General features: G+C 68.2%; 19 protein-coding genes, 1 pseudogene and 1 riboswitch. Of the genes and pseudogenes, 11 read left to right on the top strand and 9 right to left on the bottom strand.

Annotation, left to right across the window (positions count from 1 at the left end; translation table 11 throughout):
- Positions 1-2: 2 nt before the first annotated feature.
- The 3 genes from ACFJI0_RS00265 to ACFJI0_RS00275 all read right to left on the bottom strand — a co-directional run bounded on the left by ACFJI0_RS00265 (position 3) and on the right by ACFJI0_RS00275 (position 2,470).
- Positions 3-353 (bottom strand): hypothetical protein, encoded by a 351-nt coding sequence (locus ACFJI0_RS00265; RefSeq protein WP_382323023.1) that lies wholly within the window; start codon positions 351-353, stop codon positions 3-5.
- Positions 354-437: 84 nt separating this feature from the next.
- Entirely contained in the window at positions 438-1,673 is a 1,236-nt protein-coding gene (locus ACFJI0_RS00270; protein WP_382323024.1) for an MFS transporter, read from the bottom strand.
- On the bottom strand, positions 1,670-2,470 hold the full coding sequence (locus tag ACFJI0_RS00275; protein ID WP_382325851.1) for an HAD-IIB family hydrolase: 801 nt from the start codon (positions 2,468-2,470) through the stop codon (positions 1,670-1,672). Before ACFJI0_RS00275 ends, ACFJI0_RS00270 begins: the two co-directional genes overlap by 4 nt.
- A gap of 102 nt (positions 2,471-2,572) precedes the next feature.
- Positions 2,573-2,661, top strand: a riboswitch (S-adenosyl-L-homocysteine riboswitch).
- Positions 2,662-2,728: 67 nt separating this feature from the next.
- Between ACFJI0_RS00275 and ahcY the strand changes: the two genes are divergently transcribed.
- The 5 genes from ahcY (at position 2,729) to ACFJI0_RS00300 (ending at position 6,952) form a co-directional block, all read left to right on the top strand.
- The gene (ahcY, locus tag ACFJI0_RS00280; RefSeq protein ID WP_382323025.1) at positions 2,729-4,159 is read left to right on the top strand and encodes an adenosylhomocysteinase; all 1,431 of its coding nucleotides are present in this window, start codon (positions 2,729-2,731) and stop codon (positions 4,157-4,159) included.
- An 8-nt stretch (positions 4,160-4,167) separates the two neighbouring features.
- Positions 4,168-4,920, top strand: a complete 753-nt coding sequence (locus ACFJI0_RS00285; RefSeq protein ID WP_382323026.1) for a TlyA family RNA methyltransferase — start codon at positions 4,168-4,170, stop codon at positions 4,918-4,920.
- Positions 4,921-4,935: 15 nt separating this feature from the next.
- Complete coding sequence (metF, locus tag ACFJI0_RS00290; RefSeq protein ID WP_382162402.1) at positions 4,936-5,766, top strand: methylenetetrahydrofolate reductase [NAD(P)H]; 831 nt, start codon at positions 4,936-4,938, stop codon at positions 5,764-5,766.
- Positions 5,763-6,197 carry a septal ring lytic transglycosylase RlpA family protein gene (locus ACFJI0_RS00295; protein WP_382162399.1) on the top strand — a complete coding sequence of 145 codons (435 nt, stop codon included), beginning with the start codon at positions 5,763-5,765 and terminating at the stop codon, positions 6,195-6,197. Before metF ends, ACFJI0_RS00295 begins: the two co-directional genes overlap by 4 nt.
- Positions 6,198-6,343: 146 nt before the next feature.
- A complete protein-coding gene (locus ACFJI0_RS00300; protein ID WP_382323027.1) occupies positions 6,344-6,952 on the top strand; it encodes an OmpW family protein in 609 nt (202 codons plus the stop codon).
- Between the two features lie 9 nt (positions 6,953-6,961).
- Here ACFJI0_RS00300 and ACFJI0_RS00305 read toward each other — a convergent pair whose 3' ends face one another.
- From ACFJI0_RS00305 to paaA, 5 genes and pseudogenes are all read right to left on the bottom strand, one after another.
- Positions 6,962-8,068, bottom strand: coding sequence for a 2Fe-2S iron-sulfur cluster-binding protein (locus ACFJI0_RS00305; protein ID WP_382323028.1), 1,107 nt, complete (start codon positions 8,066-8,068; stop codon positions 6,962-6,964).
- A gap of 4 nt (positions 8,069-8,072) precedes the next feature.
- Entirely contained in the window at positions 8,073-8,576 is a 504-nt protein-coding gene (gene paaD, locus ACFJI0_RS00310; protein WP_382323029.1) for a 1,2-phenylacetyl-CoA epoxidase subunit PaaD, read from the bottom strand.
- A gap of 9 nt (positions 8,577-8,585) precedes the next feature.
- Entirely contained in the window at positions 8,586-9,428 is an 843-nt protein-coding gene (gene paaC, locus ACFJI0_RS00315; protein ID WP_382323030.1) for a 1,2-phenylacetyl-CoA epoxidase subunit PaaC, read from the bottom strand.
- A complete protein-coding gene (paaB, locus tag ACFJI0_RS00320) occupies positions 9,428-9,724 on the bottom strand; it encodes a 1,2-phenylacetyl-CoA epoxidase subunit PaaB (protein ID WP_382162383.1) in 297 nt (98 codons plus the stop codon). The genes paaC and paaB overlap by 1 nt, the downstream gene beginning before the upstream one ends.
- Positions 9,721-10,733, bottom strand: a pseudogene (gene paaA, locus ACFJI0_RS00325) (1,2-phenylacetyl-CoA epoxidase subunit PaaA). The gene paaB and the pseudogene paaA overlap by 4 nt, the downstream one beginning before the upstream one ends.
- A 330-nt stretch (positions 10,734-11,063) precedes the next feature.
- Here paaA and ACFJI0_RS00330 point away from each other — a divergent pair.
- A complete protein-coding gene (locus tag ACFJI0_RS00330) occupies positions 11,064-11,576 on the top strand; it encodes a CAP domain-containing protein (RefSeq protein ID WP_382323031.1) in 513 nt (170 codons plus the stop codon).
- A gap of 9 nt (positions 11,577-11,585) precedes the next feature.
- Here the strand turns inward: ACFJI0_RS00330 and ACFJI0_RS00335 are convergent, their stop codons facing one another.
- On the bottom strand, positions 11,586-12,503 hold the full coding sequence (locus tag ACFJI0_RS00335) for a 23S rRNA (adenine(2030)-N(6))-methyltransferase RlmJ (protein ID WP_382323032.1): 918 nt from the start codon (positions 12,501-12,503) through the stop codon (positions 11,586-11,588).
- A gap of 206 nt (positions 12,504-12,709) precedes the next feature.
- Between ACFJI0_RS00335 and rplM the strand changes: the two genes are divergently transcribed.
- From rplM to erpA, 5 genes are all read left to right on the top strand, one after another.
- A complete protein-coding gene (gene rplM / locus ACFJI0_RS00340) occupies positions 12,710-13,141 on the top strand; it encodes a 50S ribosomal protein L13 (protein ID WP_291121334.1) in 432 nt (143 codons plus the stop codon).
- Positions 13,142-13,153: 12 nt separating this feature from the next.
- Positions 13,154-13,546: a 30S ribosomal protein S9 gene (rpsI, locus tag ACFJI0_RS00345; RefSeq protein ID WP_291121336.1), complete on the top strand. Its 393-nt coding sequence runs from the start codon at positions 13,154-13,156 to the stop codon at positions 13,544-13,546.
- 411 nt (positions 13,547-13,957) lie between these two features.
- Positions 13,958-14,356, top strand: coding sequence for a DUF6776 family protein (locus tag ACFJI0_RS00350; protein ID WP_382323033.1), 399 nt, complete (start codon positions 13,958-13,960; stop codon positions 14,354-14,356).
- A 31-nt stretch (positions 14,357-14,387) separates the two neighbouring features.
- On the top strand, positions 14,388-14,786 hold the full coding sequence (locus ACFJI0_RS00355; RefSeq protein WP_382323034.1) for a polymer-forming cytoskeletal protein: 399 nt from the start codon (positions 14,388-14,390) through the stop codon (positions 14,784-14,786).
- 85 nt (positions 14,787-14,871) lie between these two features.
- Positions 14,872-15,237, top strand: coding sequence for an iron-sulfur cluster insertion protein ErpA (gene erpA / locus ACFJI0_RS00360; protein WP_204732818.1), 366 nt, complete (start codon positions 14,872-14,874; stop codon positions 15,235-15,237).
- Positions 15,238-15,243: the final 6 nt, after the last annotated feature.

The raw sequence follows: 15,243 nt of genomic DNA on the forward strand, positions 1-15,243 counted from the left end.
GCTCAGCGCGCGAGCAGCCAGACCACGCCCACCGCCAGCACGGCCAGGGCCCCCATCAGCAGGCGCGTGCGCTTGCGCAGCAGGTCCACGGCACCCACCAGGCGCGCGTTCTGCTCGGCCAGTTCGGTCAGGGTCTGCGCCATCTGGGCCTGCACCGCGGCCTGCTGGTCGATCAGCTGCCGCGCTTCGATCAGGCGGTTCTTGAGTTCCCCCAGGGTGGGCGGGGCGTCGCCCAGGTCCAGCGGCACCGGCGCGGTCGTGCCGGCGGGTGGCGCCTTCGAGCGGTCCAGCAGCTTGCGCGCGGCGTTGAGCACCGTGGGCGCGTGTTCGATCACGTCCCCCCAGGGGATCACTTTCAGGGCAACCAGCCAGGGAATCGCGATGAGGAGATCCTTTCTCTTGTCAGGTTAGGAGGCCCTCAGCCGCGTGGGGTTCCTTCAGATGGGGCCGAAACGGTCCGTCTCAACAGCCACCAGCCCAGGCCGGCGACCGACAGCAGCAGGGCCGGGAAGCCCAGCGTGGGCGCCCACTGCAGCGCGGCGGCGCCCAGCGCGGGCGCGAGCACCCCGCCCAGGGTGTAGGACAGCACCAGCACGGCGGTGCTGTTGACCAGGGTGATGCCTTCCTCGCGCGAGCCGATGTCGATCATCGCCAGCGTGTACAGACAACCGCCCGCGCCGCCCCAGAGGAAGGCCACGGGCGCGGCCAGCCAGGGCGTGCCGGCCACGAAGGGGATGACCAAGGCTGCGCAGCAGGGTGATCAGGGCGCAGACCCGCATGATCGCCAGGCGCGCGCGGTGGCCGTCGCCCCAGCGCTGCGCCGGGTGGTGGGCCATGCGGTCGGCCAGCACGCCGGCCGGCAGCATCATGAGCGCGCTGCCCAGGCCGCTGGCCGAGACCAGCAGCGCCGCCACGGTGGCGCCCAGGCCCAGCGCCAGGCCGTAGAGCGGCAGGATGGACGTGAGGCCGCTTTCGAAGAAACCGCCGACGAAGCCCACGGTCATGATCAGCGGATGGGCCAGCAGCGCGTGCCACACGCCCGACAGGCCCACCTTCGCGCTGTGCGCGTCGGCCGCGTCGGGCAGGCGCGGGATCAGCAGGCTCCAGACCAGGCCGATGGCCATGAAGCCGAGCGCGATCCACAGGGCCGCGTCGCTGTCGGCGCCGACCCAGGCCAGCATGAGCGGGCCGACCACGAAGGTGATGCCCACCATGGTCTCGAAGATGCCCACGTAGCGCCCGCGCTGCCCGGGCGGCGAGAACTCGGCCACCACGGCCTCGGCCAGCACCCAGCGCAGGCCCGAGGCCATGCCGGCGGCGATCTTGAACACGAACCAGAGCCACAGCAGCGGCGTGAAGGCGAAGCCGGCGGTGGCGATCACCGGGATCAGCGCGGCCAGCCACAGCGTGGGCCGCCGGCCCAGGCGCTGCGTGATGGCCGAGGCGAACGGCGTCATGAAGAACACGCCGAGCCAGCCGCTGGCGGCGAACACACCGGCCAGCGCGGTCGATTCGCCGCCGCCCTTGAGGCGCAACAGCAGCAGCGGCGTGAGCATGAAGTAGCCCACCAGCTCGAAGAAGGTGGAGCCGAAGATCGCGACCAGGCCGAGCCGGGCCTGGGCGGGTGGGTGCTCCGGCAGGGGGCCGGTGGGCGGCAGCGGGTGTTCGCTCATGCGCCCGCGGCCCGCGCGCCCAGCACCGCGTCGGCCACCTCGGTGAAGCCCGCGCCGCGCTCGCCCGCGGCCACGTAGCGCGGGTGTTGCGTGAGCGCGCCCCAGAAGCGCGCGACGTTGGCCACGCCCACGCTGTGCGGGAAATGGCCGAACATGCGCGCGTCGTTGGTCGAGTCGCCGACATAGACCCAGCGGTCGAGTTCGTCGTCGAGCGAGCGGCCCAGGCGCGATCGCACGATCCAGCGCGCACCGGCCAGCTTGTCGTGCTCGCCGATCCAGCCGTTGATGTGGATGGAGCTCACGGTGGCGTTGAGGCCCTCGCTTTTCATGAGTTGCACCACCGTGGCGATGTCGGCTTCGCTCAGGTGGGCGAACTCGCTGTGGTCGATCGCGATGTCGGTCTCGCGCCCCGGGCTGTCGGCGGCCAGGCGGGCCTGCGGCAGCTCGGCCAGCACGCGCCGCGCGGTGGCCTGCAGCTTCGCGAAATGGGCGGCGCGCGTGGCCGCGTCCTGCAGGTAGTCGCGCCTGAGTTCGCCCGAGTCGCCGCGCCACAGCGCCACGGCGCCGTTCTCGGCCACGATGGCGTCCACCGGCCAGGCCAGCGCGAAGGCCTCGCTCCAGCCGGCGGGCCGGCCCGTGATGGCGAACACCGGCAGGCCGGCGGTGCGCAGGCGGTGCAAGGCGTCCAGGGCATCGGGGGTGATCGCGCCCTCGGTCGTGAGGGTGTCGTCGATGTCGGTCAGCACGCCGTGGATGCGGGCGCGGTCCGTGGCGGGCCAGAGGGTGAGGGGATTCATGCGCATGGAAGGCGGGCAGTGTCGCACAGGGCCCCGGGCGCCGCAGGTGCCACCGGCGACGCGCGGCAGGGGGCAGATCGAGGCCGCTGCGGTAGAATCGCGCGATCCGAGGAGCGTTGCAGCGCCCCCACTGAACACTTCAGCAGCGGGGCGTGAGGCTCGGACCATCCATGCAACGACGCTCATCCACATCCCGTGCGATGAGTTCTTTTTGACTCAATGCCAGATGTGGTTTGTCCATCCTTTCCGGAGCGAACCATGAATGCACGTCTGAACAACCCGACCGCCGACAGCGCGATCGCCGACCTTTCCCTGGCCGAGTGGGGCCGCAAGGAAATCCGCATCGCGGAAACCGAAATGCCCGGCCTGATGGCCATCCGCGAGGAATTCGCCGCCGCCAAGCCGCTCAAGGGCGCGCGCATCACCGGCAGCATCCACATGACGATCCAGACCGCGGTGCTGGTCGAAACCCTGCAGGCCCTGGGCGCGAGCGTGCGCTGGGCTTCGTGCAACATCTTCTCCACGCAAGACCACGCCGCCGCCGCGCTGGTCGCGCAGGGCACGCCGGTGTTCGCGCACAAGGGCGAGACCCTGGCCGAGTACTGGGATTTCACCCACCGCATCTTTGAGTTCGGCGCCGCCGGCACGGAAGGCGAAGGCCCCAACATGATCCTGGACGACGGCGGCGACGCCACGCTACTGATGATCCTGGGCCAGAAGGCCGAGAAGGACCTTTCGGTCATCAGCAAGCCGACCAGCGAAGAAGAAACCTGCCTGTTCGCCGCCATCAAGGCCAAGCTCGCGCAGGACCCGACCTGGTACACCCGCAAGGCCAGCCAGATCATCGGCGTGACCGAAGAGACCACCACCGGCGTGCACCGCCTCAAGGAAATGAGCGTCAAGGGCACGCTGCCGTTCCGCGCCATCAACGTGAACGATTCGGTGACCAAGAGCAAGTTCGACAACCTGTACGGCTGCCGCGAATCGCTGGTCGACGGCATCAAGCGCGCCACCGACGTGATGATCGCCGGCAAGGTCGCCGTGGTCGCCGGCTACGGTGACGTGGGCAAGGGTTCGGCCCAGGCGCTGCGCGCGCTGTCGGCCCAGGTGTGGGTGACCGAGATCGACCCCATCAACGCCCTGCAGGCCGCGATGGAAGGCTACAAGGTCGTGACCATGGAGTACGCCGCCGACAAGGCCGACATCTTCGTGACCACCACCGGCAACAAATCCATCATCACGCACGACCACATGGCCGCGATGAAGGACCAGGCCATCGTCTGCAACATCGGCCACTTCGACAACGAGATCGACATCGCCTCGATCGAGAAGTACGAATGGGAAGAGATCAAGCCGCAGGTCGACCACGTCAAGTTCCCCGACGGCAAGAAGATCATCCTGCTGGCCAAGGGCCGCCTGGTGAACCTGGGCTGCGGCACCGGCCACCCCAGCTTCGTGATGTCGAGCTCGTTCGCGAACCAGACCATCGCCCAGATCGAGCTGTTCACGCAGCCGAAGAAGTACGAAGTGGGCCAGGTCTACGTGCTGCCCAAGCACCTGGACGAGAAGGTCGCGCGCCTGCACCTGAAGAAGGTCGGCGCCATGCTGACCGAGCTGACCGACGAGCAGGCCGCCTACATCGGCGTGAGCAAGGCCGGCCCGTACAAGCCGGACACCTACCGGTATTGATCGCGCCCATGCGGGCCGACCAGCTGCTCGTCGAGCGCGGCCTGGCCGCCACCCGTTCGCAGGCCCAGCGGCTCATCGCCGCGGGCGTGCAATGGCGTGCGCCGGGTGGCGACTGGACAGCGGTCACCAAGAACGGCGAGGAGCTGCGCGACGCGGCCGAGCTGCGCCTGCTGGACACGGCGGAGACGCGCTATGTGTCGCGCGGCGGCCTCAAGCTGGAAGGCGCGCTGCGCCACACCGGCCTGGACGTGAGCGGCCTGCGCTGCCTCGATGTGGGGCAGAGCAGCGGCGGTTTCACCGACTGCCTGTTGCAGCGGGGCGCGGCGCGGGTCATGGGGGTGGACGTGGGCCAGGGCCAGCTGCACCCGCAGCTCAAGGGCGATCCGCGCGTGATCTGCATTGAAAAATGCAACGCGCGCGATCTCTCGGCCCAGGCGCTGCAGGACGCGGGTGGCGCGCCGCCGTTCGATCTGATCGTGGGCGACCTGTCGTTCATCTCGCAGACCCTGGTGTGGCCGGCCCTGGTGCCGCTGCTGGCGCCGGGCGGGCAGATGCTGATGCTGGTCAAGCCGCAGTTCGAGCTGCAGCCCGGGCACATCGGCAAGGGCGGTCTGGTGAAGGACGCGGCGAGTTACGCCATCGTGCGCGATCGCATCGCGCAGGCCTGCGAAGAGCAGGGCCTGCGGATGCGCGACTACGTCGAGAGCGCGATCACCGGGGGTGACGGCAACCGCGAGTTTTTTGTGTATGCGAGCAAGTGATGTAAGGAGGGGGCCGTGAGTCTTCCCATCAGCCTGGAATTTTTCCCGACCAAGACGCCCGAAGGCGCGGTCAAGCTGCGCGCGGTGCGCCAGCAGCTCTACGCGCTCAAGCCCGAGTTCTGCTCGGTGACCTTTGGCGCCGGTGGCTCCACGCAGGACGGCACGCTGCAGGCCGTGACCGAGATCATGGGCGAGGGCTGCCCCGCCGCGCCGCACCTGAGCTGCATCGGCCAGTCGAGCGCGAGCATCCGCGAGCGCCTGGCGGCCTACGCGGCCGCTGGCATCCGCCGCATCGTGGCCCTGCGCGGTGACCTGCCCAGCGGCTACGGTGTGGGTGGCGAGTTCCGCTACGCCAGCGACCTGGTGGCCTTCGTGCGCGCCGAGACCGGTGACCGATTCCACATCGAGGTGGCGGCCTACCCGGAAACGCACCCGCAGGCCCGCTCGCCCGAGGCCGACCTCGAGGCCTTCGCGGCCAAGGTGAAGGCCGGTGCCGATTCGGGCATCACGCAGTACTTCTTCAATGCCGATGCCTACTTCCGCTACCGCGACGAGCTGCAGCGCGTGGGCGTGGACGTGCCGGTGGTGCCGGGCATCATGCCCATCACCAGCTCCACGCAGCTGATGCGCTTCTCCGACGCCTGCGGCGCCGAGATCCCGCGCTGGATCCGCATGCGCCTGCAGGCCTTCGGCGACGACACCGCGTCCATCAAGTCCTTCGGCCTGGACGTGGTGACCGACCTGTGCGACCGCCTGCGCGGCGGCGGCGTGCCGGGGCTGCACTTCTACACCATGAACCAGAGCGGGGCCACGACGGACATCGTCCAGCGCCTCGGTCTTGCATGAGCCTCAAGCCCGCGGTCACGCTGGCGCTGGCCACCTTGTTGTGGCTCGGCGGCTGCGCGACGCGAGCGCCGGACATGCCCGACCTGGGCAGCGTGCCCGATGCCTCGGCCGACGACACCGACACCCCGGACGCCAGCGAGAGCGTCATCGCGCGGGGCCTGGCGTCCTGGTACGGCGAGCCTTTCCACGGCCGGCGCACCGCCAGCGGCGAGGTCTACGACATGAACGAACTCACCGCGGCCCACAAGACCCTGCCGTTCGGCACCCGCGTGCGCGTGCGCCACGCCCGCACGGGCAAGGAGGTGACGGTGCGCATCAACGACCGCGGCCCGCACGTGCCGGGCCGCATCATCGACCTCAGCCGCGCGGCCGCGTCGGCGCTGGGCATCGTGCAGGGCGGCGTCGGCCGGGTCGTGCTGTTGCGCGACTGACGCGCGTGGCTTGACCTGCGTCAAGCAACCCGCACCAGCGGGGCCAGGTCTCCGGCCGGTTTGACGTGGCGCAACGCCGCGCCACGCACGGTCTTCTGTAATGGACGCGGGGATTCTCCCGAGTCAACGCAACACAGAAGACCATCATGAATACGCACCACTTCGCCCTGGCCGCCCTCGCGTCCACCTGCCTGCTCGCCTCGGGCGCCGCCCTGGCGCAGGACGACTTCCAGGCCGGCAGCGTGCTCGTGCGCGCCCGCGCCGTGCACCTGGACAGCGCCGACAAGGACGGCACCGGCCTGGGCCTGGCCATGAACAACAAGGGCTTGCCCGAAGTCGACGTGAGCTACTTCTTCAGCAAGCACCTCGCGGCCGAGCTCATCCTCACGGTGCCGCAGAAACACACCCTCACGTCCAACGGCGCGGCCATCGGCACGCTGCGCCACCTGCCACCCACGCTGACCGTGCAGTACCACTTCGACGCGCCCGGCTTCAAGCCCTACGTGGGCGCGGGCCTCAACTACACGCGCTTCAGCTCGGTGCACCTGCTGGGCGGCGCGGCCGACGTGAAGCGCCACAGCTTCGGCCCGGCGCTGCAGGTGGGGGTGGACATTCCGCTGAGCAAGCAGCTCTACCTGAACGTGGACGTGAAGAAGGTCTTCATCAAGACCGACGTGAGCGCCGGTGGCGCGAAGATCGGCCAGTTCAAGGCCGACCCCGTGCTGGTCGGCGTGGGCCTGGGCTGGCGCTTCTGAGCGACAGCTTCAGCGCTCGTCGTAGCTCACCACCACGCGGTCGGTGGTGGGCCGCGCCTGGCAGCTCAGCACGAAGCCCTTGTCGGTTTCCCAGGGCTCGAGCGTGAAGTTCTTGTCCATCTGCACCGCGCCTTCCATCACCTTGGCGCGGCAGGTGCAGCACACGCCGCCCCGGCACGACCAGGGCAGGTCCAGTCCGGCGTTCAGGGCCACGTCGAGCACGCGCTCGTCGCGGTTCATGCGCAACTGGTGCGGCTTGCCATCGAGCACCACGGTGAGCGCGACCTCGCCCTCGGCGCGCACGGCCGGCTGGCCGAGCACGGCAGCCCGGCGCTGCGCGGCGGGCAAGGCCTCCAGCGTGGGCGAGGTGAAGCGCTCGGTGTGCACGCGGTCGGGGCGCACGCCCGCATCGAGCAAGGCCTTTTCCGTCGCCTCGATCATGGCCTCGGGGCCGCAGATGAAGACCTCGTCCATGCTGCCCACGGGCAGCAGGGTGTCGATCAGGGCGCGCACCTTGTCGGCGTCGATGCGGCCTTCGAGCAGCGGCACTTCCTGCGCCTGGCGCGAGAGGATGTGAATCAGCGTGAGGCGGTCCGCGTAGCGGTCCTTCAGATCCTGCAGCGACTCGTTGAACATCACGCTGCCCATGCGGCGGTTGCCGTACACGAGGGTGAACTTCGAGGCGGGCGACTCCTCCAGCGTGCTGGCCATGAGCGAGAGGATGGGCGTGATGCCCGAGCCGGCCGCGAAGCCCACGCGGTGCACCGCGCGCGGCTTGTGCACGGTGAAGCGGCCGTCGGGCGGCATCGCCTTGAGCGTGTCGCCGGCCTTCAGGGCGGTCGCGGCCCAGTTGGAGAACACGCCGCCGTCCACGGGGCGGATGCCCAGCGTGAGTTCACCGCGCTGCGTGAGCAGGCTGCGCGGGCTGCTGATGGAGTAGCTGCGCCGCACGTCCTGGCCGTCGATGGTGGCGCGCACGGTGAGGAACTGGCCGGGCTCGAACGCGAAGGTGGCGCGCTGCTCGGGTGGGATCGCGAAGGTGATCGCCACCGCGCCGGCGGCCTCGGGGCTGATGCGGGCGATCGGGAGTTCGTGGAAGCGGGCGGCGGTGGACATGGCGTCAATAAGGCTTGAAGTAGTCGAACGGTTCCAGGCAGTCGAGGCAGCGGTACATCGCCTTGCAGGCGGTGGAGCCGAAGGGCGAGGTCTCGGTGGTGTGGGTCGAGCCACACTGCGGACAGGGCACGGTCTCGCGGCGCAGGGCCTGGCGCGAGAACTTCAGCGGCGCGGCGGAGGCCGGCGGCTCGCTGCCGCATTGTGGTGGCGCGATGCCGTAGGCGCGCAGCTTCTCGCGCGCGGCCTCGCTCATCCAGTCGGTGGTCCAGGCCGGCGCGAGCTGCGTGACCACGCGCGCGGTGAGGCCCGCGTTCGCCAGCGCGGCGCGCACGTCGTCCTCGATCTGGCCCATGGCCGGGCAGCCGCTGTAGGTCGGCGTGATCACCACCTCGGGAACACCGTCCGAGCCGGTGCGCACGCCGCGCAGGATGCCGAGCTCGCTCAGGCTGACCACCGGGATTTCCGGGTCGGCCAGGCCGGCGAGCGCGTCATGGATTTCGGTGTGCATGGTGGGCGCTCACCACACGGCCTGCGGATGCGTGCGTGCCAGGCTCTGCATCTCGGCGAGCAGAAACCCCATGTGCTCGGAGTGCACGCCGTGTTTGCCCTGCGGCACATGACCCTGCACGGCGGGGCGCTGCAGCGTGGCCTCGTTCAGCGTGTCGTCCACCAGCGCGTCCCAGTCGGCCTGCAGGCCGGCCGCGTCGACGCCGGTGCCGTTGTGCACCGCGGCGGTTTCGGCCTCGCTGCCGATCCAGAACTCCTGGCAGTAGGGCAGCAGGTGCTGCAGCGCGGCCTGCGCGCGGGCGTGCGATTCGTCGGTGCCATCGCCGAAGCGCACCAGCCAGTCGCTGGCGTGGCGCAGGTGGTAGCGCACCTCCTTCAGCGACTTGGCCGCGATGGCGGCGAGCTGCGCATCGGCCGAGGTCTGCAGCCGGTCCCACACCAGCACCATGAGCGCGCTGTAGAGGAAGTTGCGCGCGAGGGTGGTCGCGTAGTCGCGGTCGCCGGACGCGGTGCTGGCCAGCGGGCCGCTGTGCGGCAGCTCCAGCAGCGTGAGGTTGCGGAACTCGTGCGTGTCGCGGAAGTAGGCCAGTGTGTCCTCGGTCACCGCGCCGTGGGTGCGCGCACCCTGCAGGTGGGCGAAGCGCTGCGCCTGGGCCGGGTCGGCGTTGATCAGCGTGGCCGCGTGCTGGTAGAGCAGGCGGGCCTGGCCGAGCAGGTCCAGGCTGTTGTTGGCCAGCGCGAGGTCTTCTTCGAGGATGGGCCCGTGGCCGCACCATTCGGCGTTGCGCTGGCCCAGCACCAGCGCGTTGTCGGCCAGGTGCAGCAGGTAGTCGATCGGTGCCGTGCCGCTCATCACATGTGCCCCACTTTGTCGGGGATCTCGTAGAAGGTGGGATGGCGGTACACCTTGTCGGCGGCCGGGTCGAAGAAGCTGTCCTTGCTGTCGGGCTCGCTGGCCGTGATGCCGCTGCTTTGCACGACCCAGATGCTCACGCCTTCCTGGCGCCGCGTGTACACGTCGCGCGCCAGGTGCAGCGCGTGCTGGGCGTCGCTGGCGTGCAGGCTGCCGCAGTGCTTGTGCTCCAGGCCCTGCTTGCTGCGCACGAAGACCTCCCAGAGAGGCCATTCCTTCAAGGTGGTGGTGTTCATGCGGCCTCCTTCATGGCACGTTGCTGTTGTTTGCGGGCGTGGGCGAGGGCGGCTTCGCGCACCCAGGCGCCGTCGTTCCAGGCCTTCACGCGGGTGCGCAGGCGTTCCTTGTTGCACGGGCCGTCGCCGTTGACCACGGCCCAGAACTCGTCCCAGTCGATCTGGCCGTAGTCGTGGTGGCCGCGTGCCTCGTTCCACTTCAGCGCCGGATCGGGCAGGGTGACGCCCAGCACCTCGGCCTGCGGCACGGTCGCATCCACGAACTTCTGGCGCAGGTCGTCGTTGCTGATGCGCTTGATGCCCCAGCGCATGCCCTGCACGCTGTTGGGGCTGTCGGCGTCGGGCGGGCCGAACATGCCAGGCACTTCCACCACCAGCGGTTCACCGCGTCCTGCACCATGGCCTTCTGCTCGGCCGTGCCCTGCATCATGGTCATCAACGACTCGAAGCCCTGGCGCTGGTGGAAGCTTTCTTCCTTGCAGACCCGGATCATGGCGCGCGCATAGGGCCCGAAGCTGCAGCGGCACAGCGGGATCTGGTTCATGATCGCCGCGCCGTCCACCAGCCAGCCGACCACGCCCACGTCGGCCCAGGTCAGCGTGGGGTAGTTGAAGATGGAGCTGTACTTGGCCTTGCCGCTGTGCAGCGCGTCGAACATCTGGTCGCGGCTGGTGCCCAGCGTCTCGGCCGCGCTGTAGAGGTACAGGCCGTGGCCGCCTTCGTCCTGCACCTTGGCCACCAGGATCGCCTTGCGTTTGAGGCTGGGCGCGCGCGAGATCCAGTTGCCCTCGGGCAGCATGCCCACGATCTCGCTGTGCGCGTGCTGGCTGATCTGCCGCACCAGCGTCTTTCGGTAGGCGTCGGGCATCCAGTCGCGCGGCTCGATCTTGCCGTCGGCGTCGATCACGGCGTCGAAGTGCGCCTGCAGGGCGGTGTCATGGGGCACGGCCTTGAGCGGGGTGCCGGATTGGGCGTCGGCGTCGGGCACATTGAAGGACTGGGTGTACATGCGGAATCTCCTGCGCAGTGGGGGTGCGGATCGCAGTATAGCCAATTAGCCGACCGATCGGTCGGCTAATTTTGCAACGCCCGCCCAACGGTTTTCGGAACGGCGGCGCTGCCTGGCCGAGGAGCGGTCGTCTTCTACATCCGCTTACCTTACTCCGTCGGCCCGACCCTAGAGTGGAGCGCATGCAACACCTGTCTCTTCCTGATGAACAACGACTCGCTGGTGTGGGCTTGATCCTGGGGGCCCTGCTGACCTTGACCGCCTGCGGCGGTGGTGGGGGGCGGTGGCGGCGACGCGGGCGCCAGCGGCGGGGCCGATGCGACGATCGGCGTGCCCTCACCGCCGAACAGCGCGGGCGGCGCCGGCTCGGGCAGCGGCGGTTCGACGCTGGTCGCCCTGGACGCCAGCACCAGCTGCAACCTGCCCGACTTCCGCAACAGCTTGCTGCAACAGATCAACGCGGCGCGGGCCGTGGCGCGCAGCTGCGGCGGCACCGCGATGCCGGCGGTCGCGCCACTGGCCTGGAACGACGCGCTGTTCTCCGCCGCCGCGCGGCATTCGACCGACATGGCCGTCAACAACTACTTTTCCCACACCGGGCTGGACGGCCGCACGGCCTCCCAGCGCATCGCCGCCGAAGGTTATGCGTGGTCGTGGGTGGGGGAAAACATCGCGGCGGGGCAGACCTCGGTCTCGACCGTGATGAGCGGCTGGCTCGCCAGCGCCGGCCACTGCGCCAACATCATGCGCGCCGAGTACCAGCACGTGGGTGTGAGCTGCGTGCAGCGCAGCGGCACCACCTACGGCCGCTACTGGACCATGACCCTGGCCCGGCCACGCTGAATCCGGCGTTCAGCCGCCCGATTCGAGCGCCTGGGATTTGCCGCGTCCCCGGCCCAGGTGGACCAGCAGCTGCGGCAAGGCGGCCTGCAGCGTGCCCTTGAGGGTGTGCGGCGGGTTGATCACGAACATGCCGCTGGCGGTGAGGCCCGGCCGGTCGTCGGGACCGTGGGTCGGGTCCTGGCCGATGGCCAGCGTGGCGTTCAGCCAGGGTTTCTGGGCCTGGTTCGACAGGGTGCGCAGGCGGCGCGGCAGATCGTGCGCCTCGGGGCGCGGAATCACCGGGTACCAGACCAGGTAGGTGCCGGTTGGGAAACGCCGGATGAGCTCTTGTATGCAGGCGCTCACTTTTCCGTAATCGCTCTTGATCTCATAGCTCGGATCGATCAACACCATGGCCCGTTTGGAGCCGGTGGCTGAGGGCGGCGGCGGCAGCAGGGGCTTCACGCCCTCGAAACCGTCCTCGCGCACCACCGCGATCTGGCGGCCGGCTTCGAGCTGGGCGATGTTGGCGGACAGGGTGCGGCTGTCGGTCGGGTGCAGCTCGAAGAGCTTGAGCCGGTCGCGCGATTCGGCGCGCAGCAGCTGGTGCATGACGAACGGCGAGCCGGGATAGACCCGCAACGCGCCCGACGGGTTGAAGCTGGCGACCAGATCGAGGTAGTCGTCGATGGCGGGCGCCACGGCCTCGGTCGACGGCCCGTCGGCCGCGCGCAGCGCGCCCATGAGCTTGACGACGCCGTCCTTGGCCTCGCCCCCGGTCTCGGTGTAGTCGCCGTCGAGCCGGTACAGGCCCGCGCCCGCGTGGGTGTCGATCAGCGTCAGACCCGCCTCCTTCTGCATCAGGTGGCGCAGCGTGGCGATGAGGGTGATGTGCTTGAGCACGTCGGCGTGGTTGCCGGCGTGGAAGGCGTGTCGGTAGCTGAACATGCCCTGATGGTAGCCGTTTGCCCTCTGCGCCCGACCATCGGGGACGGGCGGTTTGCCATCCGGGGCCGGAATTTCGTACAATCGAGGGCTTCGCAGCGATTTGCTGGCTCCGCGGCGAAGCATTCAAAACCCACCTAAGAGCGTTCCGACAGAGAACGACCGACCGTGGAAAAGAGCCGCCAAACCAACTCTTCAAGAGAAAACTCATGACCAAAACGTTCAGCGCCAAACCCGCTGACGTGACGCACGAGTGGTTTGTGATTGACGCGACCGACAAGGTCCTCGGACGAGTAGCCAGTGAAGTTGCTCTCCGTTTGCGCGGCAAACACAAGGCCATTTACACGCCTCACGTCGATACCGGTGACTTCATCGTCATCATCAACGCAGCCAAACTCCGCGTCACGGGCAACAAGGCCCTCGACAAGGTGTACTACCGTCACTCGGGTTTCCCGGGCGGTATCTATGGCACCAACTTCCGCGACATGCAGGCCAAGCACCCTGGCCGCGCGCTCGAGAAGGCCGTCAAGGGCATGCTGCCCAAGGGCCCGCTCGGCTACGCCATGATCAAGAAGCTCAAGGTGTACGGCGGTGCAGAGCACCCGCACACCGCCCAACAGCCGCAAGTGCTGGAACTCTAAAGGAGCCTTGAGATGATTGGTGAATGGAACAACGGAACCGGCCGTCGCAAATCCAGCGTCGCCCGCGTGTTTCTGAAAAAAGGCAGCGGCAAGATCACGGTCAACGGCAAGGACATCCAGGCCTACTTCGGCCGTGAGACCTCGATCATGATCGCCAAGCAGCCCCTGGTGCTGACCAACCACGCCGAGACCTTCGACGTGCAGGTCAACGTGCACGGTGGTGGCGAATCCGGTCAGGCCGGTGCCGTGCGCCACGGCATCACCCGCGCCTTGATCGACTACGACGCGACGCTCAAGTCGGGTCTGTCGCAAGCCGGCTTCGTGACGCGCGACGCCCGCGAAGTGGAACGGAAAAAGGTCGGTCTGCGCTCCGCGCGCCGCCGCAAGCAGTTCAGCAAGCGCTAAGCACGCTGTCCATGCCCCAGAAACCGCCTGCAAGTTCAAACTTGGGGCGGTTTTTGCTTTCTAGGGCTTGGTTGCGTTTGCTTGCAGTTGGAGAGGTTTGAATGCGTTTTCGCCTGTTGCGGAGAAGGCTGACGGTCAGTGCGCCCCGGGTCTCGGTGCGCAGCAGCCTGCCGTGGCCTTTCCGCTGGGTGCTGGGCGCACTGGTGCTGGGGTTTTCGGGCGCGCTGGCGGTCTGGGCCTTCGAGTTCGGCAAGGACATCGCCGGGCTGGACCGCAATGCCCAGCAGGAGCTTGCGCAACTGCGCCGCGAGGTGCAGATCCTGCGCACCGACCTGAGCGAGGCCCAGTCGGTGGCGCAACACCTCGGACAGCCTGCTGATCGCCGAGCGCAGCACCCAGGAACAGCTGACGATGCAGATCCGGCAACTGCAGGCCGACAACGAGCTGCTGCGCAGCGACCTGGGCTTCTTCGAGCGCCTGATCCCCGGCTCCGGCAACGATTCGCTGAGCATCCGCGGCCTGCAGGCCGAGCGCCTGTCGCCCACCCAGCTCAAATGGCAGGTGCTCATGATCCAGGCCAGCAAGAACGCGCCCGACTTCAAGGGTGCGCTGGAGGTCACGCTCACCGGCACGCTGGCGGGCAAGCCCTGGGTCGCCAAGTCCGCGCCCGCGCCGCAGCCGGTGCTGATCAAGGGCTACCTGCGCATGGAAGGCGTGGTGGACGTGCCCGCGCAGGCCGTGGTAGAAAATGTGACGGCCAAGATCCTGCAGGGCAGTTCGGTCAGGTCCATGCAATCCTTCAACCTGTAACCATCGCGGTCCACCGTCGGGAGAGAGCCTCATGTTTGCCAAGAAAAAACAACCCCCCATCAAGAGCCTCATCGCCCAGGGCACCCGCATCGAAGGCAATGTGTTCTTCCACGACGGTCTGCGCATCGACGGCGAGGTGATCGGCGACCTGCGCGCCAGCGACGAGAAGCCCAGCATCCTCGTGGTCAGCGAAGTGCGCACCGTGACGGGGCAGATCCATGCCGATCACGTGATCATCAATGGCAACGTCAAGGGCCCGGTGCTCGCGTTCGAATTGCTGGAGTTGCAGCCCAAGGCCCACATCGAGGGCGATGTGTCCTACAAGGCGCTTGAAATGCACCAGGGCGCCACCATTTCCGGTCAGCTCAAGCCCATGGTCGGCGGGATCGAGGACAAACCCACACTGAAGCTGGCGGCAAACAACGGGTGAGCACATACCCGAGCGATTTGATTTAGTATCACTCGGACATGCGGGTGTACCGCACCCACCCCACATTTCCGTCAAGAGGTATCCCATGAGCGCAGTCGCCGAAAACATCCAGACCGACATGCCGGCACCGCTGGTCTTCACCGACAGCGCGGCGGCCAAGGTGGCCGAGCTGGTGGCCGAAGAGGGCAATCCCGATCTCAAGCTGCGCGTGTTCGTGCAGGGTGGGGGTTGCTCGGGTTTCCAGTACGGCTTCACCTTCGACGAAATCGTCAACGAAGACGACACCACCATGACCAAGAACGGTGTCTCCCTGCTGATCGACGCGATGAGCTACCAGTACCTGGTCGGCGCCGAGATCGACTACAAGGAAGACCTCGAAGGCGCGCAATTCGTGATCAAGAACCCCAACGCCACCACCACCTGCGGTTGCGGTTCGAGCTTCAGCGTCTGACCGACG

Origin of the sequence: Hydrogenophaga sp. UC242_53, assembly GCF_042696965.1 — a bacterium.
Classification (GTDB): Bacteria; Pseudomonadota; Gammaproteobacteria; order Burkholderiales; family Burkholderiaceae_C; genus Hydrogenophaga.